The sequence below is a fragment of the Methylovorus mays genome (assembly GCF_020531915.1).
In the GTDB taxonomy this organism is placed as follows: domain Bacteria; phylum Pseudomonadota; class Gammaproteobacteria; order Burkholderiales; family Methylophilaceae; genus Methylovorus; species Methylovorus mays.
Window position 1 is genome coordinate 477,412 of sequence record NZ_JAJAVG010000004.1, and the last position, 21,540, is coordinate 498,951.

The window sequence follows — 21,540 nt, forward strand, 5'->3', positions numbered from 1 at the left end:
ATTCCTTCTGCATCAAGGATTTAAAGGAGTTCGAAAATGAGTTACAGCACCACAGTCGACCATGAAGAACATCACGATCATCCAAGCGGAATGCTGCGCTGGCTGACCACCACCAACCACAAAGACATAGGCACCATGTATCTCACCTTCTCGCTCATCATGTTCATGGTGGGTGGGGCGATGATCATGGCGGTACGCGCTGAACTGTTTCAGCCTGGTCTGCAGCTGATGCACCCCGAGTTTTACAACCAGCTGATCGGCGTGCATGCCCTGGTGATGATTTTTGCGGCACTCATGCCCGCGGCCACCGGCTTCGCCAACTGGATGCTGCCTTTGCAAATCGGTGCACCGGACATGGCCTTGCCGCGGCTCAACAACTGGGGTTTCTGGTTGCTGCCCCCCGCCGCCATTCTGCTTACGCTGCCCTTTACCCTGGCCTTGTTTGGCATCGGTGATGGCGCGATTGCCACGGGCTGGACCTTTTATGCACCGCTCTCGGTACAAGGTGGCATAGGCGTGGATTTTGCGATTTTCGCCGTACACTTGCTGGGGATTTCGTCGGTGATGGGGTCGATCAACATCATCGTCACCATCTTCAATATGCGCGCCCCTGGCATGACGCTGATGAAGCTGCCGCTGTTTGCCTGGGGCTGGCTGATCACCGCTTTCCTGCTCATCGCCACCATTCCTGTGCTGGCCGGGGCCGTCACCATGCTGCTGACCGACCGTCACTTCGGCACCCACTTCTTTGATGCCGCTGGCGGTGGCGATCCCATCCTGTTTCAGCATCTGTTCTGGTTCTTTGGCCACCCTGAGGTGTATATCCTGCTGTTACCCGTATGGGGCTTTATTCCACAGATACTGTCCACCTTTGCCCGCAAGCCTATCTATGGCTACAAAGCGCAGGTATATTCACTCTGTGCCATCGGCGTTCTTTCGGTGGTGGTATGGGCGCACCACTTCTTCACTGCCGGCATGCCAGTGCCTGCGCTGCTTTACTTCATGTACAGCACCATGGCGATTTCCCTGCCATTGGCGGTACTGTTTTACTGCTGGATTGCCACCATCTGGCGTGGATCCATGACCTTTGAAACGCCCATGCTGTTTGCCATCGGCTGGATCATCCTGTTTGGCATCGGTGGCCTCACCGGCCTGGTGCTGGCGGATGTGGCGGCGGATGCGCAATACCACCATACGTATTTCGTGGTGGCGCATTTCCACTACACACTGTTTGCAGGCGGCATCATGGGCATCATGGCCGGCGTGTACTACTGGCTGCCGAAGATGACCGGCCACATGTACAACGAAAAGCTGGGCAAGCTGCATTTCTGGCTGACCGCAATTTCGTTCAACCTTACTTTCATCCCGCAGTTTTTCCTGGGGTTGGCAGGCATGCCACGCCGCATTCCGGATTACGCCCTGCAGTTCTCGGAGTTCAACATGATCTCCTCGATTGCAGCGTTCACCCTGGGGCTCACGCAGTTGCTGTTCGTCTACAACATTGTGAGTTGCGTGCGCGGCGGCAAAAAAGCCACCGACAAGGTGTGGGAAGGCTCCAACGGCCTGGAGTGGACATTGCCCTCGCCCCCGCCTTATCACACTTTCAATGAACAACCGGTCATCCGCTAAGCCATGTCACTTATTCCCATGGCAGACGATATGAAAAACGCCCAGGACAAACGTCGCCGCAGCCGCATGATTGCGCTGCTACTGGCAGCCGTTGCCCTGTTCTGGTATGCCCTCGGCATGTGGATGCTATGGAAAAGATAAGCGCCATTGCCAGCCTCAGCCAGCTAAATCGCCAGCTCGGCTACAAGCTGCTGGTCATTGTCGCCATGGCGCTGGCATTTGCTTACGGACTGGTGCCGCTGTATGACGTGCTTTGCCGCGTCACCGGCCTGAATGGCAAGACGGAAAATGTGGCGGTAAGCGCGCAGTCACGGGTGGATGCCACGCGCTGGGTAGAAGTGAGCTTCACAAGCAATGTCATGCCGGGGCTGGCGTGGAGCTTTCATCCAGTGCAATCCAGCATACGTGTGCATCCAGGCAAGATAGAAACCGTGACCTTCATTGCCCGCAACATGGCCAATGAAACCGTCGCCGGGCAGGCTGTCCCCAGCGTCAGCCCGGGTAAGGCATCGGAGTATTTCAAGAAAATCGAGTGTTTTTGTTTTCAGCGACAGGATCTGAAGGCGGGCGAATCCCGTGAAATGCCGTTGCGCTTTTACGTGAGCCCGGATATTCCGGACGATGTAAAAGCCCTCACCCTGTCGTATGCGTTTTACAGTGCAATCAAATAGCCGCACAAGAAATAGCAACCAACGTCAGCAGCATGGAAACAGCATCAGCATTAAAACAGAAGGATTAATTAAACCAATAACACAGCATCATCTGGCTAACAGGAGCATATGGATGTCCACTCAAACGCACGACAAATACTTTGTCCCCACCCCCAGCCTTTACCCGGTGATCTTGTCCGGTGGGCTCTTGCTGCTTACCATGGGCTTCATCTTCAGCACCAACAGCTATGCCGCTGGCAAGTGGTTGATGCTGCTGGGCCTGGTGCTCATGATCAGCATGATCTTCCGCTGGTTTGCCAAAATCATTGCCGAAAGCCAGAGCGGCATGTACCGCACATGGGAGGACAAGTCATTCCGCTGGGGCATGATTGCCTTCATCTGCTCCGAGATCGCCTTCTTTGCCGCATTTTTTGGGGCGCTGTTTTTTGCACGCATTATCTCGGTACCTGAGCTGGCCAGCTTTGATCCGGCCTTTACCATGTACAAGGATTTTGTCGCGACCTGGCCTTCCGCCGGGCCTGGCGGTCACGTGCTGGGGCGCGATTACCAGCCAGCGCAATTCACCCCCATGGGGGCATGGGGCATCCCCGCCATCAACACCCTGATCCTGCTCAGCTCCGGCGTCACGGTCACCTGGGCACATTGGGGCCTGCTCAAAAACAACCGCAGGCAGCTGGTATGGGGCTTGTTTTTCACTATTGCCTTGGGCTTGGCCTTTATCGGCCTGCAGGCCTTCGAATATCACCATGCCTATACCGAGTTGGGGCTGACCCTGGGCGCCGGTGTATATGGCAGCACCTTTTTCATGCTGACTGGCTTTCACGGCTTTCACGTCACGCTGGGGACGCTCATGCTGATCGTGATCTGGCTGCGCAGCATCAAGGGGCACTTCACGCCCGAGCATCACTTCGGCTTTGAAGGCGTTGCCTGGTACTGGCACTTTGTGGACGTGGTGTGGCTGGGGTTGTTCGTATTTGTTTACTGGCTTTAATACGGCCTGCTTTTATACCGGGCAGCTTAATGCCCGATCACCCCGGTATAAAAGCCCAGCATCAGCAAGAGAAACAAACCCAGGGAAAGGGCAATGCGCAAAGTGAGCGCCTTGATGGTGGCCTGCCCTTGCCCCTTGTTTCTCACCAGTGAAAACAGGGCGTAAAACAGGCTGCCAACGATAAGTACCAGCATGACAACGATAGCGAGCTTAATCAACATGGCGATGTCCAGGTCAGGTTTTAATCAGTATGGATGGGGTCAGCTTATTTTGCAATTTCCAATAAAAACAAGGCAGCGCTATCGTTTTTCTCCGCGTATTCCCGGCGCATTGATCACTCTTTTCTGCATGGCGATATGCATCAAGCTCGGCCTGTGGCAATACGATAAAGCCCAGCAAAAACAGGCATTGCAGGCCTTGTACTCACAATACCTTCATGCCGAGCCTGGCCCATTGCCTTTGCATCTGAAGAATGCCGAGGAATTACGTTACCAGCGCGTCACCGTCGAAGGCGAATACGAGCCGCGCTATCAGATATTTCTGGACAATCAGGTCAGCCATGAGCAGGCGGGTTACCACGTCATCACGCCGCTGCGCATTCATGGTAGCCAGCAATATGTGCTGGTCAATCGCGGCTGGATCCCGGCCATGGCCGAGCATAGTGAATTACCACAGGTAAAAACGCCCAGCGGCCTGCAACAAGTGACAGGGCAAGTATGGGTGCCTGCCACCCGGTATTACACCCTGGGGAAAAGCGACCCCATGCACTGGGACGCCGTGTGGCAAAACATGGACATGCAACGCTACGCCGCCCTGGTACCGTTTGCCATCAGTCCGGTGATCGTCCGGCTCGATGCGGATAGCCAGGCCGGGGGATTTGACCGCGACTGGCCGCAACCGGCAGAACGCATCGGCATGCATTTGAGCTATGCCTATCAATGGTTTGGCTTTGCATTCGCCGCCTTGGCCATTTATCTCTACCTCAGCGTGGTACCCGTCCGCTCACCAACTCCACCACAAGAAAAGCCAGCCTCATGACCATGGCCAAGACCTCGTTCGATTCTTCGATAGCCAACACCTCCAGCCAAGCTGTTTCAGGATGGTCGCAAGGGCGCAAGATGCTGTTCTGGATGCTGGTATTTTTCACCCTGCCCCTGCTCGTGGTGGCCGCCATGTATGGGCTGGACTGGCATCCCAATGGTCGCAGCCATGGCACTCTGGTCTCGCCATTAAAACCGTTGCCGCCCCCCGCTGGCATACAGGATATGCGCGAGGCTGCGGTGCCAGCCACCCTGTGGCGCGACAAATGGAGCATGGTCTACATTGCCGAGCCATGCCGCGAGGCATGCGAAGAGCGCTTGCATCTCATGCGGCAAATCCATGTATCCATGGATAAAAACATGGGGCGGGTACAGCGTATCCTGATTTCCAGCGACGCCAATCTGCAGGCGATGCAGGCCCGCTACCCCGACCTCATCATTCTGCATGCGCCATCCAGCGCCATTCAGGCTTATGCGCAGCACTTCCAGATCGCTGGAGCCCCATCGACAAACCATGAAGCGCCAATCACTGATGACAACACGATTTATCTGGTCGACCCACTGGCGAACCTGATGATGTATTTCCCCGCCAGCCTGGCGCCACGGGATATTCGGGCCGATATTGCCCGCCTGCTCAATTATGCGTGGGCGGGCTAAGGCATGGTCGCCGCACTCTGGTTTAAACGTTTGATATTGCTGGCCCCGCTGCTGGCGCTCACCGTGGTCGGCCTCGGCGCCTACGTTCGGCTGTCAGATGCCGGCCTTGGCTGCCCGGACTGGCCTGGCTGCTATGGGCAATTAAGCGTGCCGCAACACCCGGCCGATCTCGCGGCAGCCGCCAGCGCCTATCCGGACAAGCCGCTGGAGCAGCACAAAGCCTGGAAGGAAATGCTGCATCGCTATCTGGCAGGGACATTGGGGCTGGTGATACTAGGGCTGTGCGTGCTGGGCTGGCGCGGGCGCGTTTATTTATCGATCTCGCCATGGCTAGCCACACTGACAACTGCTTTGGTGGCGTTACAAGCCATGCTGGGCATGTGGACCGTGACCTTGCTGCTGAAACCTGCGGTGGTGTCCGCTCATCTGCTGGGTGGCATGCTGACATTGGCGCTTCTGGTATGGATGGCGCATCGGCATTGGGGACGTATCGCCAGCTCGCAAATCACGGCCTCCTCTCGCTGGTGGATCAGGGCAGCGGTGCTGGTCGTACTGGTGCAGATCATTCTCGGTGGATGGACCAGCGCCAACTATGCCGCGCTGGCGTGTACGGATTTCCCAGCATGCCAGAGCAACTGGATACCGTCACTCAACTATGCAGATGCCTATCATATGTTGCGCGAACTCGGCCAAGGGCCCGATGGTGGCGCATTGTCAGCGGATGCGCTGGTAACCATACAGTGGACACACCGGCTAGGAGCCTTGGTCACCCTGCTGGTCTGCGGCACGCTGGCGCTCAGCCTGTTGAATAAAGGCACGCTTACAAAAATCGCGCTGGTGCTGCTGCTTTTGCTGATCTGCCAGATCAGCCTGGGCATTGCCAATGTGTTGCTACGGCTGCCCTTGGTACTGGCGGTCGGCCATAATGTATTCGCCGCTTTGCTACTCAGCACGCTGGTCGTGCTCAATTCCACCATCACCCCACTCAAACAGCCTGAGGAGACATGACATGGCCCATGCTATCGCATTGAATATCCAGGAAATCCGCGTCAGTCTGCGAAGCTTCTTCATGATGTGCAAGCCGCGGGTGAGTGCGCTGATTGTATTTACCGCCATGATAGGGATGTTCATGGCGACGCCGCATCTGCCACCGCTGGACGTGTTGATCGCCGCGACGCTGGGCATCGCCATGACATCGGGGGCGGCGGCAGCCTTCAACTGCATCATCGAGCAGAAGATAGATGCCCGCATGGCCCGCACCCGTCACCGACCTCTCCCCACCGGTCAGGTCAGCACGCGGCAAACTCTGGTATTGGCTACCTTGCTGGGGTTCGCCGGGCTGAGCCTGCTTTATGCCATGGTCAACCCGCTCACCATGTGGCTGACCTTCGGCACATTGCTCGGTTACGCCGTGATCTACACCGTGTTTCTCAAGCCCGCCACCCCGCTCAACATTGTCATCGGCGGCGCATCCGGGGCCATGCCGCCCATTCTGGGCTGGGCCGCCATCAACAATGTCATTTCGCCCGAAGCGCTGATCATGTTCCTCATCATCTTCGCCTGGACCCCCCCGCACTTCTGGGCACTGGCGCTGTATCGCCGCGAAGAATACGCCAAGGTCGGTATCCCCATGCTGCCGGTGACACATGGTGTGCAGTTCACCTTGCTGCATATCGTGCTCTACACCATCATTCTGGTCACCATCACCTTCATCCCTTACAGCATGGGCATGAGCCACCTGATTTACCTTATCTCGGCCGTGGTGCTCAATCTGATCTTCATGGTGTATGTGGTGGCGCTGTATGCAGAATACTCGGACGCGCTCGCCAAACGCACGTTTCGCTATTCCATCACCTACCTGACACTGCTGTTTGCCGCACTCATGCTCGACCATTACTGGGTGCTAGAATGGTAAATTATCTGTTTTGAGGAAGTCGCCAATGCTGGTCAGAGCCCTGATGCTGTGCCTGATGCTGGCATGCCTGAGTGCATGCAAACCACAGCCGAAAGAAGCCTTTGAAGCAACGGATATCACGGGCGCCGACTTTGCATCCGGCCTCCATTTAACTGACCACCACGGCAAACCGGCCAGCCTCAAGGACTTCAAAGGCAAGCTCGTTGTGCTGTTTTTTGGGTATACCCACTGCCCGGACGTCTGCCCCACCACCATGTCGGATCTGGCGCAGGCCATGAAACTGCTGGGCAAGGATGCTGACCAGGTGCAAGTGCTGTTTGTGACACTGGATCCGGCACGCGATACGCCGGATGTACTGGCGAAATATGTGCCCTATTTTGACCCGCGCTTTTTAGGATTGTATGGCAGCGAAGCCGACATTGCCGAGACCGCCCATCACTTCAAGATCAGCGCCAGCAAGCAACCGCCCGATGCCCGCGGCAACTACAGCATAGACCATAGCGCTGGCACCTATGTCTATGATAAACAAGGAAAGATAAGACTTTATTTCAACTACGGCGCCTCGCCAGCCATGATGGCGCACGATCTCCGCCTCTTGATGTAAACCGCTGGCTTCAATCATGGCTGTTTCAAGCCATGCTGATCAAGGCCGCACCATGCGGCGCACCTGGCAAGTCAGCGTTCCCACTTTGTAGCCTGCAGATTGCGGCGCCACCGGCACAAACGCATCCTCGCCCTTGCCCTTGTTCAGCAGCTCGCCCTTGACGCCGTAATACATGAACTCGCGCAAGCGGAAGGCATGTTTCACACAGTCAAACTCAAAGCGCGCGCGTTTTTCCGCATACTTGATACCCGCTGCAGCACCCGGCAGCTGTAGCGCAGGTTTGTACAATGTCTTGGTCCATATCGACGAGTACACATCGTCATCCGCATACGAATCCGTATCCACCCAAAGCTCGCTTCCTTCAGCGTTGCTGATGGACTCCCAATCAGCAGCCTGTGCGATGCCACATCCCCAGACCACGGCAGCTATCACTAGCGCAAGGTTCACCCCAATACGTTTACAACCACTCATAGCGTTCATGCCAATCCAATGCGAGAAACCGTAGTGTACACGGCGCAAAAGCCGGTCTGGCAACGTGCCGGAAAATTTTGCATGGCGGATGATGAGCCTGATTTATGCAGCCGCACGCCATGCTGACTGCCGCATCCCGCTGCATCATGCCGCCCCCGTCACACTTTGTTGACTCCCCATTTGCCGTAAGGCTCAAGTAAGCATCCCGCATCAAACTAGCTTCCATAGCACAGCCTGATTGCCATTGCATGCAAAAAAAAAACGCATTCAAATCAGCAGGCTGGCGAGAGTTCTCGCAGATATGGAAGCACATGACTTTCGCATAACGAATATCAAAATGGACGTTTGCATAATGCTGTTTATTGTGGATTTTGACGGCACGATCTCGAAGAAAGACACGATCGATGCCTTGCTGGAAAAGTTTGCCCCCGCGAGTTGGGAGGATATCGAGCAATCCTGGTTACGCGGCGAAATAGATGCCATGGAATGCATGTCACGGCAGATTGGGATGGTGCGCGGTAACCGCGATGCACTGGATGCATTTTTCCGGCAGATCGAGCTGGACCAGGGCTTTGTGCCTTTTTATGAATATGCCTCGCGTTTTGGCGAGGTGATTGTCGCCAGTGATGGTATCGATCATGCCATCCACATGGCGTTCCGGCACTCCGGTTTCCCAGCTGTCCAGATTTTTTCCAATCGCCTTGATTTTACGTCTGAAGGCATTGCCATCCGTTTTCCCAATCGCCGGGCCGATTGCCAGGGCGGCAACGGCAATTGCAAATGCGCGATTGCCCGTGAACAGTCCGCCATCTCCGGCGGCCCGGTGATTCTGATCGGCGACGGCAAATCGGATGCCTGCATTGCGCGGCAAGCCGATGTGGTCTTCGCCAAAGGCAAGCTGATTGATTACTGCCAACAGCAGGATATTCCCTATCACCCCTTCTCCACTTTCAAGGACGTTCTGGAGGCCCTTCGTAGCTGGCCTTTGGAGCACAACGCATTCCCAACCGCTATTCACGTTAAAGGATAACCACCGCCATCATGGAAACCAAGATCATCGAAATCCTGGATAAAAACAGCAAGTACTGCTCTCACGGGGATACCGTCAACTATGCCGACCCACCCAAAGTGTTCGAAGGCTGTGACGGCAGCTTTTTGTTTGATGAGCGCGGCACGCCCTATCTGGACTGGCAGATGTGGTATTCCGCCGTCAACTTTGGCTACAAGAACAAGCGCATTGCCGACACGCTGAAAAAACAGATTGATACGCTGCCTCAGCTTGCCAGCCAGTATCTGCACCGCGAGAAAGTCGAGCTTGCCGAAATCGTATGCAAGTACATGGAAGACAAATACGGCGTCAAAGGCCGGGTGCACTTCAATGTGGGCGGTGCGCAGGCGATTGAAGATTCGCTCAAGGTTGTGCGCAACCATACCGGCAAAACCCACCAGTTTGCCTTCATGGGCGGCTATCACGGCCGCACCCTGGGTGCCTCGGCCATTACCTCCAGCTACCGTTATCGCCGTCGCTTTGGCAATTTTGCCGATCGCGCGCACTTCGTGCCCTACCCTTACTGCTTCCGCTGCCCGTATGACCTGAAAGTGGAAAGCTGCGATACCTATTGCCACAAGGAATTTGAAAAACTGTTCGATACCGAATACCAATCGGTGTGGGATGAAAAATCCAAACAGTGCGAATTCGGTGCCTTTTACATCGAGCCCATGCAAGGTACCGGCGGCTACATCATCCCGCCCGAGGGCTACATGAAAAAGCTGCAGGAATCGCTGAAGAAACGCAATGTGCTGTTGGTGGCGGATGAGATTCAGATGGGCGTCTATCGCACCGGCAAGCTGTGGTCTTGGGAAAACTTCGACATCGTCCCCGACATCTTCGTCTTCGGCAAAGCCATCACCAATGGCCTGAATCCACTCTCCGGCATCTGGGCGCGTGAGGAATTGATCTCCCCCGAGAAATTCCCGCCGGGCTCCACCCATTCCACATTTGCCTCCAATCCGCTCGGCACCTCGGTCGCGCTGGAAGTGTTGAAGATGACGCAGGAGGCCGACTTTGAACCGCATGTGCGGCAACGCGGCGCCTATTTCCTCAAGCGCCTGCACGAACTCAAGTCGCGCTGGAAAGTGGTGGGTGATGTCAGCGGCCTGGGGCTGGCACTGCGTATCGAACTGTGCGAGAAAGACGGCTTTACCGCCAGTCGCGCACTTGCCGACCGCATGTTCAATGAAGGCCTGAAGGGCGACCTGATGGTCGACGGCAAACGCTATGGGCTGGTGCTGGATATTGGCGGCTACGAGAAAAACGTCATCACGCTGGCGCCATCGCTCATGATTTCGGAAGAAGAAATCGACCTCGGCATTCAGCTGTTTGAGCAGTTATTGCATCGTTGCGGAGCCGAGTAATTGCAAGCCGACCTCCACATGCAAGCCCTCATGCCCCGCCTCCAGGCGCATGCTGAACAAGGACATGCAGCATGAGTCTGGAACAGCTGATCGGTGAAAACGGCTTTATCGAAGGCAAAGGGCAGGATGCCGTGCTGCTGGTGCACGGCCTCACCGGCACCCCGGCCGAGATGAAGCATTATGGCAAAGTGCTCGCCCGCAAGGGCCTCACTGCCGTCTGTCCGGTGCTGGCCGGGCACTGCGCTTCGATCAAAACCCTGACCGCCACCACCTGGCAGGATTGGGTAGCCTCGATCGAAGTCGTATTTCTGGACATGCGCAAACGTTATCGCCAGGTGTTTATCGCCGGGCTTTCCATGGGAGCGCTGATCGCCCTCATGGTAGCGGCGCGTTATAAAGAGGCGGTGGCAGGCGTCATTCTGCTATCGGTCACACTGTTTTATGACGGCTGGAACATGCCGCCATTCAAGCAACGCTTCCTGCTGCCTATCGTGTTGTATACCCCGCTCAAATATGTCGTGCATTGGGAGGAAACCGCGCCCTATGGCATCAAGTGCGAACGCACCCGGGCACTGGTCGCGGCGATTCTGGATAACAAGGATGCCCAGACCTCCGAGAAGATCGGCTATTTCAAAACACCCGCCACCGTGATTCTGCAAAGCGTGCGCCTGATCCGCCAGGCAAAGAAGCAATTGGCAGAAGTGGTATCGCCAGTGCTGATCGTGCACTCCACGGAAGACGACATGGCCAGCATCAAAAACGCCCATTACGTGGAAAAGCGTCTGGGCTCGCGTGATATCCAGACCATGTATATCAGCGACACCTACCACGTATTAACCCTGGACAAACGCAAGGATGACGTCGCCAAGCGCAGCGCCGAGTTTTGCCTTGCCCTCGCTCACTGAACCGATAAGGACCATCATGGAAAACACCTTTGAAACCGTCAGAACCCTGATCGCCGAGAAACTGGAAATCGACAAAGCCACGATCTCTCCCGACAGTGTGCTCACCGAGATCGGGCTGGATTCGCTCGACACCTTTGACATCATTTTTGATGCCGAAGACACCTTCGGCATCAAGGTGCCCACGCCCAAGGAAGAAATCAAGACGGTGCAGGATGTAGCAACTCTGCTGGACCAACTGCTGCGTGAGCAGGCGCCAGAAGGTCCAGCCACGCCAGCACAGGCACAGCGGTAAACATCATGGCAAACACGCGTCGCGTCGTCATTACCGGCATGGGCATCGTCTCGCCGCTGGGCAATACCGTGGAAGAGTTTGGGCTGAACCTGATGCAAGGCATATCCGGCATCAAACGTCTGGAGACCGACTTCAGCGATCAGCTGGAAATCAACATCGCCGCCAGTGCCGACTTCGATGGCGCTCAGCACTTTTCCAAAAAAGAGCTGGCGGTGCTGGATCGGGTAAGCCAGTTTGCACTCTATGCCGCCCAGCAGGCACTGGACAATGCCGGGTTGGACGCTGACAGCATGGACACCAACAAAACCGGCTGCTATCTCGGCACCGGCATGGGCGGCGCCGCCTCTACCGAAGAAGGCTACCACCGGCTGTTTAAAGAAGGCCAAAGCCGCCTGAAACCATTTACCGTGCTGATGGCGATGAACAACGCCGCCGCCTCGCACATTGCCATGCATTACGGCCTGGGCGGCCCCAACCTCACCTACACCACCGCGTGCTCTTCGTCTGCCATTGCCATTGGCGAAGCGAGCCGGCAGATCGCCTACGGACACTGCGATTACATGCTGGCGGGCGGTAGCGAAGCGCTGCTCACCTTCGGCACCATCAAAGCCTGGGAAGCGCTGCGCACGCTGGCAAAGGTAGATGAGCAAAACCCGGCCGCCTCCTGCAAACCATTCTCGGCTGACCGCAGCGGGCTTGTATTGGGCGAAGGCTGCGCCATGTTTGTGCTGGAAAGCTACGACGCCGCCATGGCACGCGGCGCCACCATCCATGCCGAAATCGCCGGCTACGGCACCGCCAACGACGCCAGCCATATCACGCAGCCCTCCGTCGCCGGACAAGCACGCGCCATGCAAGCCGCGCTGGATAATGCCGGGCTGGCGCCGGAGCAGATTGACTACATCAATGCGCATGGCACTGGCACACCGCTGAATGACGCCACCGAAACCGCCGCCATCAAGCAGGTATTCGGCCCCCATGCCTACCAACTCGCCATCAGCTCCACCAAGTCCATGCATGGTCATCTCATGGGCGCCGCAGGTGCGGTTGAGCTGGTGGCCACCACCCTGGCCCTGCAAGCGCAATGGCTCCCGCCCACCATGCACCTGCAGCAGCCTGACCCGGAGTGTGACCTCCACTATGTTGCCAACCACGCCACCCCGCAGCACGTGCGGTACGCCATGAGCAATTCATTTGCTTTTGGCGGCACCGGTGGCGTCATCATCCTGAAAAAGAGCTAACGCCATGCAACCTGACTTAAGCCATTACCAGCCCGACACCCTTTCCGCCTTTGAAGTCGAAACCGGCTTCAGCGCCGCCAAGTTCCTCGAAGAAAACTGGAAAGCCCTGCTGCAGGACGACATTGAAGGTTATCGCCTGCATCTCGCCTTTGATACCGGCCACACTCCCGGTTTTAAAACCGGCTATATCGGCATCCGCAAAAACCAGGTGCTGCTGTGCATCGCACCCTACTTCGTCACGCAATATGCGCTCGAAAGCAGCCTCAAAGGCACCATGCAGAACATCCTCACGCAGGTAAAAGAGCAGCTGCCCAGCCTCATGACCGTCAAGATGCTGTGCGTAGGCTCGCCGGTCACCGACTCCTGCAAGCTCGCCATCAGCCGCGAGTACCCTTTCGACCCCGCACTGATTCAGGTGCTGAACCGCACGCTGGCCACCATCGCCAAAAAAGAAAACGCCACCTTGATCGCCTTCAAGGATGTGAAAGACGTGGATTACCAGTTATACGGCTCGGCGCTCAAAGACCTGGGCTACAACGCCCTGCCCAGCATGCCGCTCGCCATCAACAAGATCACGCATGGCTCCGTGCAAGACTACCTCGCCAGCCTGAGTACAAAGCTGCGCACCGACATCCAGCAAAAACGCAGCGCAGCCCGCGACATTCGAATAGAAGAGCACCAAGGCATCCCGCCGCACCTGGACGATATCTACAACCTGTACCTCGAATCCCACGCCGGCCAACAGGCGCAGTCCGAGCTGCTCACCAAAAAATTCTTTGAGTACGTCGCCGGCCTCATGCCCGAGCAAACGCGCTTTGTGCTGTATTTCAAGCAAAACACCCTCATCGCCTTCAACCTCCTGCTGCATCATCAAGGCGTCATGCTGGACAAATACATCGGCATCAACTCAGCCGCCAACGTCCAGCACCATATCGATTGCTTAAGCTGGATACACAACATCGAGATGTGCATACGCGATGGCTTTCACACCTACCAAAGCAGCCGCGAGGTATACCACACCCGCAACACCATGCCCGCCAAGCTGCAAGACACGCACACTCTGCTCAAGCTGGCCTGATCGCAGGGCTGGTGAAACAGGATAGTGACGGGACGATGGCAGAGGGTTGTTTCAGCAAGCCCCTGCCCGGCCCGCAAGCAAGTGCCCCACAAAAAGTACAGCATCAAAAGCCGATAATGGTAGAATAGCGCCCTCATTAGCTGGGCAATCCAGCAACCGAGTCGCGGAGAGGTGGCAGAGTGGTTGAATGTACCTGACTCGAAATCAGGCATACGTGCAAGCGTATCGAGGGTTCGAATCCCTCCCTCTCCGCCATTGATAATTTATTGTTTTAAAACCAATAACTCGGATGAAGTCATGATTTACAGGTGTCACGGTTTGTACTTCACCAGCTCCACATGATGGAGCTCACCTGTGGCTATGCGGTCTGACACGTATATGCAAGCTTGGCTTCAGGTACAAGGCTGGCGTGTTCTGGGCGATACACATATTTCTTACATTAAAAAAGGATATCAGCCCATTTTTGAATGGGTCTAATATCCCAGTAAAGAGTTCGAATCTTAAGCGGAGTGATGTTTTCTTCTACGACCGATGTAACCCAGTAAGCCAATACCAAAAGCCATCATCGCTGACGTCTCAAGTTCTGGCACTGCCGATACATTGTTTGCGTAGATTGGAATGGCCGCAAAGTAATATGTAACTGGGTTAGCGTTATACACGCCCACAAAGTTCGTATTATCTGGATCTGTCAGATCAAACGCGCCGTAACCGAATAAAGCAGCTGACCCAATAAGTTCAGGAGTAAAGAACTGATCACTGAGTAACGCATCTGTAAAAAGGATATTGTCCGTATTAGTACGCAATTTCTGTGTGCCGTTGGCAAACTTGAAATTTGCATCGGACAGGGTAAGCTCAGCAATCACCGAAGCTGGTCCACCACTGTTATAGATCGCAAACTGGACGAAGCTTAGTGGACCTTTCAAGTTATGCATTGTTGCGGTTACGAAACCATTCACGAAAAAGTCAGATTTTCCTAGTATTTCACCTGTCCCCCATACACTCTCAGATACATAAGCTTCGACAATGTCATCACCGCCAAACGTTGCAGTCAAGGATGTCGCGCTTGCTGTGTTTGATAAAACCAAAGCCAAAAAACCTGCAAGTAAACCCTTCATGATAGTGCTCCCCTTTTGATAATATGAAATGGTGAGCAAATTACAGCATTTACAACTGTTAAGGTCTATTCCACAAATGAGGAATAATCAATCTTTTCTGAGGCTTCCAAATGCATTCGATGGCAAGTTCAATAGCAATCTGATGAGCTCCGGCTGTCTATTGGTGGAGGTTTTATGATAAATGGACTGTAACTGTTTTCTAATAGTGTCAAACTGTACGTCCAGCTTTCTGGCAATCTCTTTTAGAGAACACCCTTCTGCCAAATAAATAGCGATTCGGCATTCAGCAGGACTCAAGCCGAAAGCGGCCGTTAATAAAGAAGGATCAATGGTGGTGTCTGCTTCAGGATGATAGAAGAACACCATAATCAATGGCCTCAGACCAAATGTCCCCATCATCTGCTCAGGGATGAGCATCGTTATAAAAGCGTAAATACTATCCGTCTGTCCATCAGCCTTCGTATAGCGCACCTTTAGAGTAGTAAATTCCGTTCCTTTTGATCCCGCTGATAATGGTGGGCGAAAATTCTCTTGTTCCAAACGATGACAAACTTGGTAGAACTCTTGATCGTAAGGAAATGGGAATTGCAATTTATTATTGCTGATATATACGCCGGAGCTCTGCCTCAACAAGGTGGAGGCTGCTTCATTTATATGAACAACATCTCCAGTGGTAGTCGCGAGCACCACCGCTTGCCTAAGCTTATTAATCAGAGCATGCCCAACAAGCGCCTGGGTTGAATAAACATAATTTTTAACTGTTAGCCTACAGACTCTTGCCAGGTGTGGCATCAGGCCGTCCAAAAATGACAATGCCTCATCAGGAAGTGGCCCTTGCTCCGGTTTGCGGAGAGTGGAGAAAATAATGATAGCGTTATCATCATCTACCACTTTGCACGCTGACATGTATCGCAGCCCGTATGGGATCAGAAACTCCTGATAGAAAGGATTATTGGCGACGAAGACTTCATCAAGATGTTGATGGCAATGGACCCATTTCATTGTTTCCGTTCCAAATACAATCGGAACTCTGGGATCAATTGAGTGATAGTTCTGGATATATGTTAATTCCCCATGTGCTGGCATGTTTGCCCCATCGCTATAGGAAAGGGCTGTATGTTTCTTATCTACACCAAGCATGTGAACAATATTTACATCAATTGCTTGCGCGACCTCATCGAAAAACTTCTTCCAAACCGTATTATCTTCAAGAGTTTGATAGAGGATGTCCACCAATTGATTGAATGACGATTCTGAAAGATCCAAGATATTCCCCTTTATATGTGATATCCCACCAAACGTAAGGCACTAATTTTTATAATCATTTTTATATCCAGCTTAATTGGAGCTGGATTTAACGCAATAGCACTTTAGGACTAGTCGATATTCATTAGTGTTACAAGAAGCCAAGCAATGAAAGGATGCGTGGGACTGCAATATGGACTTCACCCGGTCTGCTACACAAATCAAGCTGTCTAAAACAGTCAAAAGTCGGATTGGGAGGTATAAGAGATCCGGACGACTTTAAGTCTAAAGCCCTCAAGTAAATAAAAGAACGCGGTCATGGCGTAGCAGACGTGTCGCAATGTCTCGAAAAGCTTCTATAAGTGGAAGCCCCCCTTCCGTTCTAAATAGGCATTAAATCTGGCCTTCCTGTTGCATGTGTTTGTCTATCACTCGCCCCTCGGCGACGGTTGCAACTACTTCAACAGCATCACGGCGCCAATACCCACTCAGTCCAATGACCCGATTGGCGTAGCACTGTGGATATGAAAGCGCAGCTATAAATTAAGCTTCCTCTATCAGAAAGCCGGAGTTATGCTGGGCGAAATAGTGCAGAGAGGCGAGCAACAGAATGATATGTTCGGCTCAACTGCCGAAGGGGAGAAGTCAGCCAGACTGATGGCTGCCTTGGACTCGATGAATAGGAAGATGGGGAAAGGTGCGCTGAGGTCAGCATCGCAGGGGCATCAAGCTCCTTGGGCGATGAAACAGGGGCACAAAAGCCCAGCCGATACTTCCGATTTGGCATCTATTATAAGAGCGAAGTAAGAGTGAAAAATGCTAAAAGTAATTGACACAAATCTTCTCAACAATGATAGCAAGGCATACCCTCTATTTTCCGAATATTTTGAGGACATTAATAATTTCGGATGTATCTCAGCAATATCGTTCTCTGAAATTTTCAACTGTACTTTACATGACCCAATTATCACTAATGGATATAAGAGAGTTTGGGATAAACTTTCAGTAATAAAGGATTTTTCAGATAGGATTTACATCTCGAATTCAGGCATAGACCTTTCTAGGAATATATTTGCAAGACTCGATAAAGAAAATTTAATTAATAAAAAAGCCAATTTACCTTTATTCATAAAAGAACTGGAGAATGCAGCTGAAAATGGGACCCGCTCTCAAAGATTTGAAGATTTTTTTAAAAGTGCATATATAGATACCAAAAATTTATTTGAATATCTTGATAATCAATGTAAAACAGTAGAATCCGATATAAGAAAGTTTGACTCCTATTTTTCGGATAAAGAATTACGGGAATTTTGCCAAGACAAAATTTCTAATAAAACAATTTATAAAATTTGTAGCATTTGCAGACAAGAATCAAGAGCATTTTTACCTACAATAGACTTCATAAAAATGGTCATGCCTGATTTTGACTGTAATTCAACATTTATTTTTCAGTCAAGATTAAGTAAATTTTCCGCGTATACTTTATTTAAAAGGGGGAAAATTCCTACGAAAATTAAAAAATTGAGGGCTTGGGAAATTGATACCCAAAATTCCGCATTAGCGTTATGCACTGATGGATTAATCTCTCATGATATAAATTTCAACAAGGTCTTCGCAAGAGCAAAGGAATGGCTTAAATTATCTGATATTTCAGCCACCTTCCCTACCGTTTAAAACCCAATTTATTAAATATTTATGTTTGGCCCCACATCGCTCCCAAGCCGTAATCGAGTCCTGACGGCCATTCAGCACATCACTCAGAATATTGAAACTGTCCGGCCCGGCTGGGTTAGTTCGGATGGCGTGACCGGTCTCTTTATCTTTGTCACCGTTCTTATTTCCACTGCCGGTGATTGAATCTTTTGAGCAGTTATTCCGGGGCAAGCACTCAAGCTCATCAGGAACAGGCTGGCAGATGCCAAAACCTAAAACAGACTAACCTCTTTCATTCCCAGCCCAATATTCCAACTGGACAAACCCCAAAAACTTGGCGAAACTTGGGCCGATGCGCAAATTCCTGACCATACTGCTGGCCCTTCTTTGCTCGGCCTGCGAGCAATCTGGCGACAGCCCCGCCCACAGGCCGCTTACCAAAGAATTGATTGTGGTAACGCACAACGGGCCGAATACCTATTATGTAGATGACGAGAACCAGAACGCGGGGTTTGAGTATGATCTGGTGCAGATGTTTATGAAGGATCTGGGGCCGGAGTACAGCGCGAAGTTTTTGGTGGTGGGGAATATTTCACAGGTAATACCGACGCTGCTTAAGGGTCAGGCGCACTTTGCGGCGGCGGATTTGAGCATTACCAAGCTGCGCCAGCATCTGGTGAAGTTCAGTGTGCCTTATCAGACCACGCAGCAGAAAGTCATCTACAACGATTCGCAAAGCAAGCCGCCGAAAACGGTGAATGACCTGATCGGAAAGCGTATTGCGGTGCCTGCAGGGACAAGCTATGCCGAGCGCCTGCGCGAGATGAAGGAACACACGCCAGCCCTGCATTGGGAGGAGCTGAAGCGAGCCAGTGCGGATGAATTAATGGAGCAGGTGGCGGATGGCACGCTGGATTTTACGGTGGCGGATTCGCATCTGGCCAATATGCTCAAGAATTACTACCCTAATCTGGCGGATGGCATGAGCGTGGGCAAACCGGAGCAGGTGGCGTGGGCTTTCCCCAAACGCGGGCAGAGCTGGATTTCCCAGCGGGCGAATGCATTTATCGAGAAGATCAAAAAAGACGGGCGCTTGCGCAATCTGGTTGACCGCTATTACGGGCACAGCGAGCGGCTGAACCCGATGGATGTGACGAATTTTCTGGTACGCACGCGCAATGTGCTGCCGCAGTATGTGGGGCTGTTCAAGCAGGCGCAGGAGCTGACAGGGCTGGATTGGCGCTTGCTGGCGGGGGTGAGCTATCAGGAGTCGCATTGGGATAGATTCAATACCTCACCAACCAATGTGCGCGGCATGATGATGCTGACAGAGGCTACGGCCGACCGCCTGGGTGTAACGGACCGACTGGATGCGCGGCAAAGCATATTGGGTGGCGCACGCTATATTGCAATGCTCAAAGATATGTTGCCGGAGCGCATACAAGAGCCTGATCGCACCTGGCTGGCGCTGGCGGCTTACAACATTGGCTTTGCACATCTGGAAGACGCGCGGATTTTGACCAAGCGCCTGAAGCTGAATCCGGATAGCTGGGCGGATGTGAAAAAAACCCTGCCCCTGCTTAATCGTGCCGAACATTACTCCACGCTGAAATACGGCTATGCCAGTGGCGGAGCGCCGGTGGTATTTGTCGAATCCATCCGCACCTATCACAAGATTCTGGAGCGCTATGAGCCCAAGCACCAGCCCATATTGCCGGATTTCAATCTGGTGAATGCGGGCATGACAACGGGGATAGCGCCCTACCAACCTGTACCATGATGTTCGACCAGTCAGACTAACCATGCACGCACTCTCTTTCATACAGGATCTCGCTGTCATCATGCTGGTGGCGGGGTTTGTGACGGTCGTCTTCCAGCGCATCAAGCAACCGGTGGTGCTGGGTTACATCCTCGCCGGGCTTATCATTGGGCCGCATACGCCACCATGGCCTCTGATTCATAATCAGGAGACGGTGGAAACCCTGGCCGAGCTAGGCATCGTCTTTCTGATGTTTTCGCTGGGGCTGGAATTTAACCTGCGCAAGCTGCAAAAAGTCGGCGCCACGGCGTTTGTGGCGGCCATTACCGAGATTGTGGTGATGGTGTACATAGGCTATGAGATCGGCCAGTATTTTGGCTGGAAAGTCATGGACTCGATTTTCCTGGGTGCCATGCTGGCCATCTCGTCCACTACTATTATCGTCAAGGCACTGGAAGAGCTGGGCATGAAGCGGGAGCGCTTCGCGCAGCTTATTTTCGGCATTCTGATCGTGGAGGATATTCTCGCCATCGGCATCATCGCCCTGCTCTCCGGCATGGCGGCCACCGGTACCGTCAGCACGGGCGAAGCCGTGGGCACCATAGGCAAGCTGGTGCTGTTTATGGTGGTGTCGCTGGTCGTGGGCATCCTCGTGGTGCCGCGCCTGCTGGATTACGTGGCTTCGTTCAAGCGGCATGAAACGCTGCTGGTGAGTGTGTTGGGCTTGCTGTTTGGCTTTTGCCTGCTGGTGATCAAGATGGATTACAGCATCGCCCTGGGGGCTTTCATGATCGGCGCCATCATGGCCGAAGCCAAGCAGATACGCGCCATCGAACGGCTGATCGAACCAGTGCGCGATATGTTCAGTGCCATCTTTTTCGTGACCATCGGCCTGATGCTGGACCCCAACGCCATCGTCGAGTACGCCGTGCCCATCATGGTAATTTCGGCAGCGGTGATTCTCGGCAAAATCATCTCCTGCGGTACGGGCACGCTGCTGGCAGGCAACGATGGCCGCACTTCGCTGCGCGTGGGCATGGGGCTGGCGCAGATAGGCGAATTCTCCTTCATCATTGCCACGCTCGGCCTCACGCTGAATGTCACCAGCCATTTTCTTTACCCGATTGCCGTTGCCACCTCGGTCGTCACCACGCTGCTGACACCCTATCTCATCCGCGCGGCTGACCCACTTTCCAACCGACTGACGCAACGGGTTCCTGACAAGATCGCCCGCTTTTTTGACTGGTACCAGGGCTGGCTGCAAGGCGAAGGCAACGCCGAAGACCGGGCATTGCTGGCAGGTCTCTACCGCAAGCTCATATTGCAGATATTCGTTAATGTATGCCTGGTGGCGGCGCTATTTGTTGCCGCTCGCCATTTGCTGGCGAGCCCGCTCCTGCACTTGCCGGCCTGGGCTGGGGAAATCGATCTGAAGAAATCCCTGATCTGGGGCAGCACCCTGCTGCTTTCAGCGCCTTTCCTGATTGCGGCTTTTCGCAAGCTGCAAGCATTCAGCCTGCTGCTGGCCGACCATGCCACGCAGACACTCGCCAGCGCGCAGGCCGACAAGGTCCGGCGCATCATCTCGCGCGGCATACCGGCCATTTCGCTGGCATTGCTGACCATCGTGCTATTAGTACTGAGCTGGCCGCTGATTCCCAGCCTGAAGCTGACATTGGCCGTGGCGGTGATTGTAGGCCTGCTGTTTATCATTCTGCGCCGCTGGTTTGTGCGCATGCATTACCTGCTGCAAATCTCGCTGCTGGAAACCTTGAACCAGAAGAAAGACGAGCACTAGCAGGCAATAAAAAACCACCGGGCTCGGTGGTTTTTTATTTGGTCATGCCTGTGATTGTCAG

General features: G+C 53.6%; 22 protein-coding genes and 1 tRNA gene. 19 read left to right on the forward strand and 4 right to left on the reverse strand.

The features are described 5' to 3' along the window. Nucleotides 1-36 precede the first annotated feature (36 nt). From ctaD to LG203_RS04540, 3 genes are all read left to right on the forward strand, one after another. Nucleotides 37-1,629 (forward strand): cytochrome c oxidase subunit I, encoded by a 1,593-nt coding sequence (gene ctaD, locus LG203_RS04530; RefSeq protein WP_230344682.1) that lies wholly within the window; start codon nucleotides 37-39, stop codon nucleotides 1,627-1,629. 128 nt (nucleotides 1,630-1,757) lie between these two features. Continuing rightward, entirely contained in the window at nucleotides 1,758-2,300 is a 543-nt protein-coding gene (locus tag LG203_RS04535; RefSeq protein ID WP_230344683.1) for a cytochrome c oxidase assembly protein, read from the forward strand. A gap of 112 nt (nucleotides 2,301-2,412) precedes the next feature. Beyond that, nucleotides 2,413-3,291, forward strand: coding sequence for a cytochrome c oxidase subunit 3 (locus tag LG203_RS04540; protein WP_230344684.1), 879 nt, complete (start codon nucleotides 2,413-2,415; stop codon nucleotides 3,289-3,291). 26 nt (nucleotides 3,292-3,317) lie between these two features. Here the strand turns inward: LG203_RS04540 and LG203_RS04545 are convergent, their stop codons facing one another. After that, a complete protein-coding gene (locus LG203_RS04545; RefSeq protein WP_230344685.1) occupies nucleotides 3,318-3,512 on the reverse strand; it encodes a twin transmembrane helix small protein in 195 nt (64 codons plus the stop codon). Between the two features lie 127 nt (nucleotides 3,513-3,639). Here LG203_RS04545 and LG203_RS04550 point away from each other — a divergent pair, with 127 nt between their 5' ends. From LG203_RS04550 to LG203_RS04570, 5 genes are read left to right on the forward strand one after another with little or no spacing between them, the layout of a single operon-like run. Beyond that, nucleotides 3,640-4,329, forward strand: coding sequence for an SURF1 family protein (locus LG203_RS04550; RefSeq protein WP_230344686.1), 690 nt, complete (start codon nucleotides 3,640-3,642; stop codon nucleotides 4,327-4,329). Then, entirely contained in the window at nucleotides 4,326-4,988 is a 663-nt protein-coding gene (locus tag LG203_RS04555; protein ID WP_230344687.1) for an SCO family protein, read from the forward strand. The genes LG203_RS04550 and LG203_RS04555 overlap by 4 nt, the downstream gene beginning before the upstream one ends. 3 nt (nucleotides 4,989-4,991) lie before the next feature. Beyond that, the gene (locus LG203_RS04560; RefSeq protein WP_230344688.1) at nucleotides 4,992-5,996 is read left to right on the forward strand and encodes a COX15/CtaA family protein; all 1,005 of its coding nucleotides are present in this window, start codon (nucleotides 4,992-4,994) and stop codon (nucleotides 5,994-5,996) included. Between the two features lies 1 nt (nucleotide 5,997). Further along, nucleotides 5,998-6,903: a heme o synthase gene (gene cyoE, locus LG203_RS04565; RefSeq protein WP_230344689.1), complete on the forward strand. Its 906-nt coding sequence runs from the start codon at nucleotides 5,998-6,000 to the stop codon at nucleotides 6,901-6,903. A gap of 28 nt (nucleotides 6,904-6,931) precedes the next feature. Further along, the gene (locus LG203_RS04570) at nucleotides 6,932-7,507 is read left to right on the forward strand and encodes an SCO family protein (RefSeq protein ID WP_230345033.1); all 576 of its coding nucleotides are present in this window, start codon (nucleotides 6,932-6,934) and stop codon (nucleotides 7,505-7,507) included. A gap of 39 nt (nucleotides 7,508-7,546) precedes the next feature. On the opposite strand, the gene LG203_RS04575 is transcribed toward LG203_RS04570, so the two are convergent. Beyond that, nucleotides 7,547-7,978 (reverse strand): surface-adhesin E family protein, encoded by a 432-nt coding sequence (locus LG203_RS04575; RefSeq protein WP_230344690.1) that lies wholly within the window; start codon nucleotides 7,976-7,978, stop codon nucleotides 7,547-7,549. 337 nt (nucleotides 7,979-8,315) lie between these two features. Between LG203_RS04575 and LG203_RS04580 the strand changes: the two genes are divergently transcribed. From LG203_RS04580 to LG203_RS04610, 7 genes are all read left to right on the forward strand, one after another. Next, nucleotides 8,316-9,008, forward strand: coding sequence for an MtnX-like HAD-IB family phosphatase (locus LG203_RS04580; protein WP_230344691.1), 693 nt, complete (start codon nucleotides 8,316-8,318; stop codon nucleotides 9,006-9,008). A gap of 11 nt (nucleotides 9,009-9,019) precedes the next feature. Further along, a complete protein-coding gene (locus LG203_RS04585; protein ID WP_230344692.1) occupies nucleotides 9,020-10,393 on the forward strand; it encodes an aspartate aminotransferase family protein in 1,374 nt (457 codons plus the stop codon). 71 nt (nucleotides 10,394-10,464) lie between these two features. Then, nucleotides 10,465-11,298: an alpha/beta hydrolase gene (locus tag LG203_RS04590; protein WP_230344693.1), complete on the forward strand. Its 834-nt coding sequence runs from the start codon at nucleotides 10,465-10,467 to the stop codon at nucleotides 11,296-11,298. A 16-nt stretch (nucleotides 11,299-11,314) separates the two neighbouring features. After that, nucleotides 11,315-11,590: an acyl carrier protein gene (locus tag LG203_RS04595; RefSeq protein WP_230344694.1), complete on the forward strand. Its 276-nt coding sequence runs from the start codon at nucleotides 11,315-11,317 to the stop codon at nucleotides 11,588-11,590. Nucleotides 11,591-11,595: 5 nt separating this feature from the next. Then, a complete protein-coding gene (locus LG203_RS04600) occupies nucleotides 11,596-12,831 on the forward strand; it encodes a beta-ketoacyl-[acyl-carrier-protein] synthase family protein (protein ID WP_230344695.1) in 1,236 nt (411 codons plus the stop codon). Between the two features lie 4 nt (nucleotides 12,832-12,835). Further along, the gene (locus tag LG203_RS04605) at nucleotides 12,836-13,909 is read left to right on the forward strand and encodes a peptidogalycan biosysnthesis protein (RefSeq protein ID WP_230344696.1); all 1,074 of its coding nucleotides are present in this window, start codon (nucleotides 12,836-12,838) and stop codon (nucleotides 13,907-13,909) included. Between the two features lie 165 nt (nucleotides 13,910-14,074). After that, nucleotides 14,075-14,164, forward strand: a tRNA-Ser gene (locus LG203_RS04610). 245 nt (nucleotides 14,165-14,409) lie between these two features. Here LG203_RS04610 and LG203_RS04615 read toward each other — a convergent pair. Both LG203_RS04615 and LG203_RS04620 read right to left on the reverse strand, forming a co-directional pair. Further along, a complete protein-coding gene (locus LG203_RS04615) occupies nucleotides 14,410-15,024 on the reverse strand; it encodes a hypothetical protein (RefSeq protein WP_230344697.1) in 615 nt (204 codons plus the stop codon). A gap of 87 nt (nucleotides 15,025-15,111) precedes the next feature. Further along, nucleotides 15,112-16,290, reverse strand: a complete 1,179-nt coding sequence (locus LG203_RS04620) for a helix-turn-helix transcriptional regulator (protein WP_230344698.1) — start codon at nucleotides 16,288-16,290, stop codon at nucleotides 15,112-15,114. A gap of 636 nt (nucleotides 16,291-16,926) precedes the next feature. Between LG203_RS04620 and LG203_RS14465 the strand changes: the two genes are divergently transcribed. The 4 genes from LG203_RS14465 (at nucleotide 16,927) to LG203_RS04635 (ending at nucleotide 21,479) form a co-directional block, all read left to right on the forward strand. After that, the gene (locus tag LG203_RS14465) at nucleotides 16,927-17,076 is read left to right on the forward strand and encodes a DUF4113 domain-containing protein (RefSeq protein WP_407665366.1); all 150 of its coding nucleotides are present in this window, start codon (nucleotides 16,927-16,929) and stop codon (nucleotides 17,074-17,076) included. Between the two features lie 9 nt (nucleotides 17,077-17,085). After that, entirely contained in the window at nucleotides 17,086-17,943 is an 858-nt protein-coding gene (locus tag LG203_RS04625; protein WP_230344699.1) for a hypothetical protein, read from the forward strand. 331 nt (nucleotides 17,944-18,274) lie between these two features. Next, nucleotides 18,275-19,702 (forward strand): membrane-bound lytic murein transglycosylase MltF, encoded by a 1,428-nt coding sequence (mltF, locus tag LG203_RS04630; RefSeq protein ID WP_230344700.1) that lies wholly within the window; start codon nucleotides 18,275-18,277, stop codon nucleotides 19,700-19,702. A 22-nt stretch (nucleotides 19,703-19,724) separates the two neighbouring features. Further along, nucleotides 19,725-21,479, forward strand: a complete 1,755-nt coding sequence (locus tag LG203_RS04635; protein ID WP_230344701.1) for a cation:proton antiporter — start codon at nucleotides 19,725-19,727, stop codon at nucleotides 21,477-21,479. Nucleotides 21,480-21,540 lie beyond the last annotated feature (61 nt).

What these genes read in the sequence shown, in the direction of transcription:
- ctaD (WP_230344682.1), top strand. Translation starts at nt 37, where the DNA reads ATGAGTTACAGCACCACAGTCGACCATGAAGAACATCACGATCATCCA.
- LG203_RS04535 (WP_230344683.1), top strand. Translation starts at nt 1,758, where the DNA reads ATGGAAAAGATAAGCGCCATTGCCAGCCTCAGCCAGCTAAATCGCCAG.
- LG203_RS04540 (WP_230344684.1), top strand. Translation starts at nt 2,413, where the DNA reads ATGTCCACTCAAACGCACGACAAATACTTTGTCCCCACCCCCAGCCTT.
- LG203_RS04545 (WP_230344685.1), bottom strand. Translation starts at nt 3,512, where the DNA reads ATGTTGATTAAGCTCGCTATCGTTGTCATGCTGGTACTTATCGTTGGC.
- LG203_RS04550 (WP_230344686.1), top strand. Translation starts at nt 3,640, where the DNA reads ATGGCGATATGCATCAAGCTCGGCCTGTGGCAATACGATAAAGCCCAG.
- LG203_RS04555 (WP_230344687.1), top strand. Translation starts at nt 4,326, where the DNA reads ATGACCATGGCCAAGACCTCGTTCGATTCTTCGATAGCCAACACCTCC.
- LG203_RS04560 (WP_230344688.1), top strand. Translation starts at nt 4,992, where the DNA reads ATGGTCGCCGCACTCTGGTTTAAACGTTTGATATTGCTGGCCCCGCTG.
- cyoE (WP_230344689.1), top strand. Translation starts at nt 5,998, where the DNA reads ATGGCCCATGCTATCGCATTGAATATCCAGGAAATCCGCGTCAGTCTG.
- LG203_RS04575 (WP_230344690.1), bottom strand. Translation starts at nt 7,978, where the DNA reads ATGAGTGGTTGTAAACGTATTGGGGTGAACCTTGCGCTAGTGATAGCT.
- LG203_RS04580 (WP_230344691.1), top strand. Translation starts at nt 8,316, where the DNA reads ATGGACGTTTGCATAATGCTGTTTATTGTGGATTTTGACGGCACGATC.
- LG203_RS04585 (WP_230344692.1), top strand. Translation starts at nt 9,020, where the DNA reads ATGGAAACCAAGATCATCGAAATCCTGGATAAAAACAGCAAGTACTGC.
- LG203_RS04590 (WP_230344693.1), top strand. Translation starts at nt 10,465, where the DNA reads ATGAGTCTGGAACAGCTGATCGGTGAAAACGGCTTTATCGAAGGCAAA.
- LG203_RS04595 (WP_230344694.1), top strand. Translation starts at nt 11,315, where the DNA reads ATGGAAAACACCTTTGAAACCGTCAGAACCCTGATCGCCGAGAAACTG.
- LG203_RS04600 (WP_230344695.1), top strand. Translation starts at nt 11,596, where the DNA reads ATGGCAAACACGCGTCGCGTCGTCATTACCGGCATGGGCATCGTCTCG.
- LG203_RS04605 (WP_230344696.1), top strand. Translation starts at nt 12,836, where the DNA reads ATGCAACCTGACTTAAGCCATTACCAGCCCGACACCCTTTCCGCCTTT.
- LG203_RS04615 (WP_230344697.1), bottom strand. Translation starts at nt 15,024, where the DNA reads ATGAAGGGTTTACTTGCAGGTTTTTTGGCTTTGGTTTTATCAAACACA.
- LG203_RS14465 (WP_407665366.1), top strand. Translation starts at nt 16,927, where the DNA reads ATGGCTGCCTTGGACTCGATGAATAGGAAGATGGGGAAAGGTGCGCTG.
- LG203_RS04625 (WP_230344699.1), top strand. Translation starts at nt 17,086, where the DNA reads ATGCTAAAAGTAATTGACACAAATCTTCTCAACAATGATAGCAAGGCA.
- mltF (WP_230344700.1), top strand. Translation starts at nt 18,275, where the DNA reads ATGCGCAAATTCCTGACCATACTGCTGGCCCTTCTTTGCTCGGCCTGC.
- LG203_RS04635 (WP_230344701.1), top strand. Translation starts at nt 19,725, where the DNA reads ATGCACGCACTCTCTTTCATACAGGATCTCGCTGTCATCATGCTGGTG.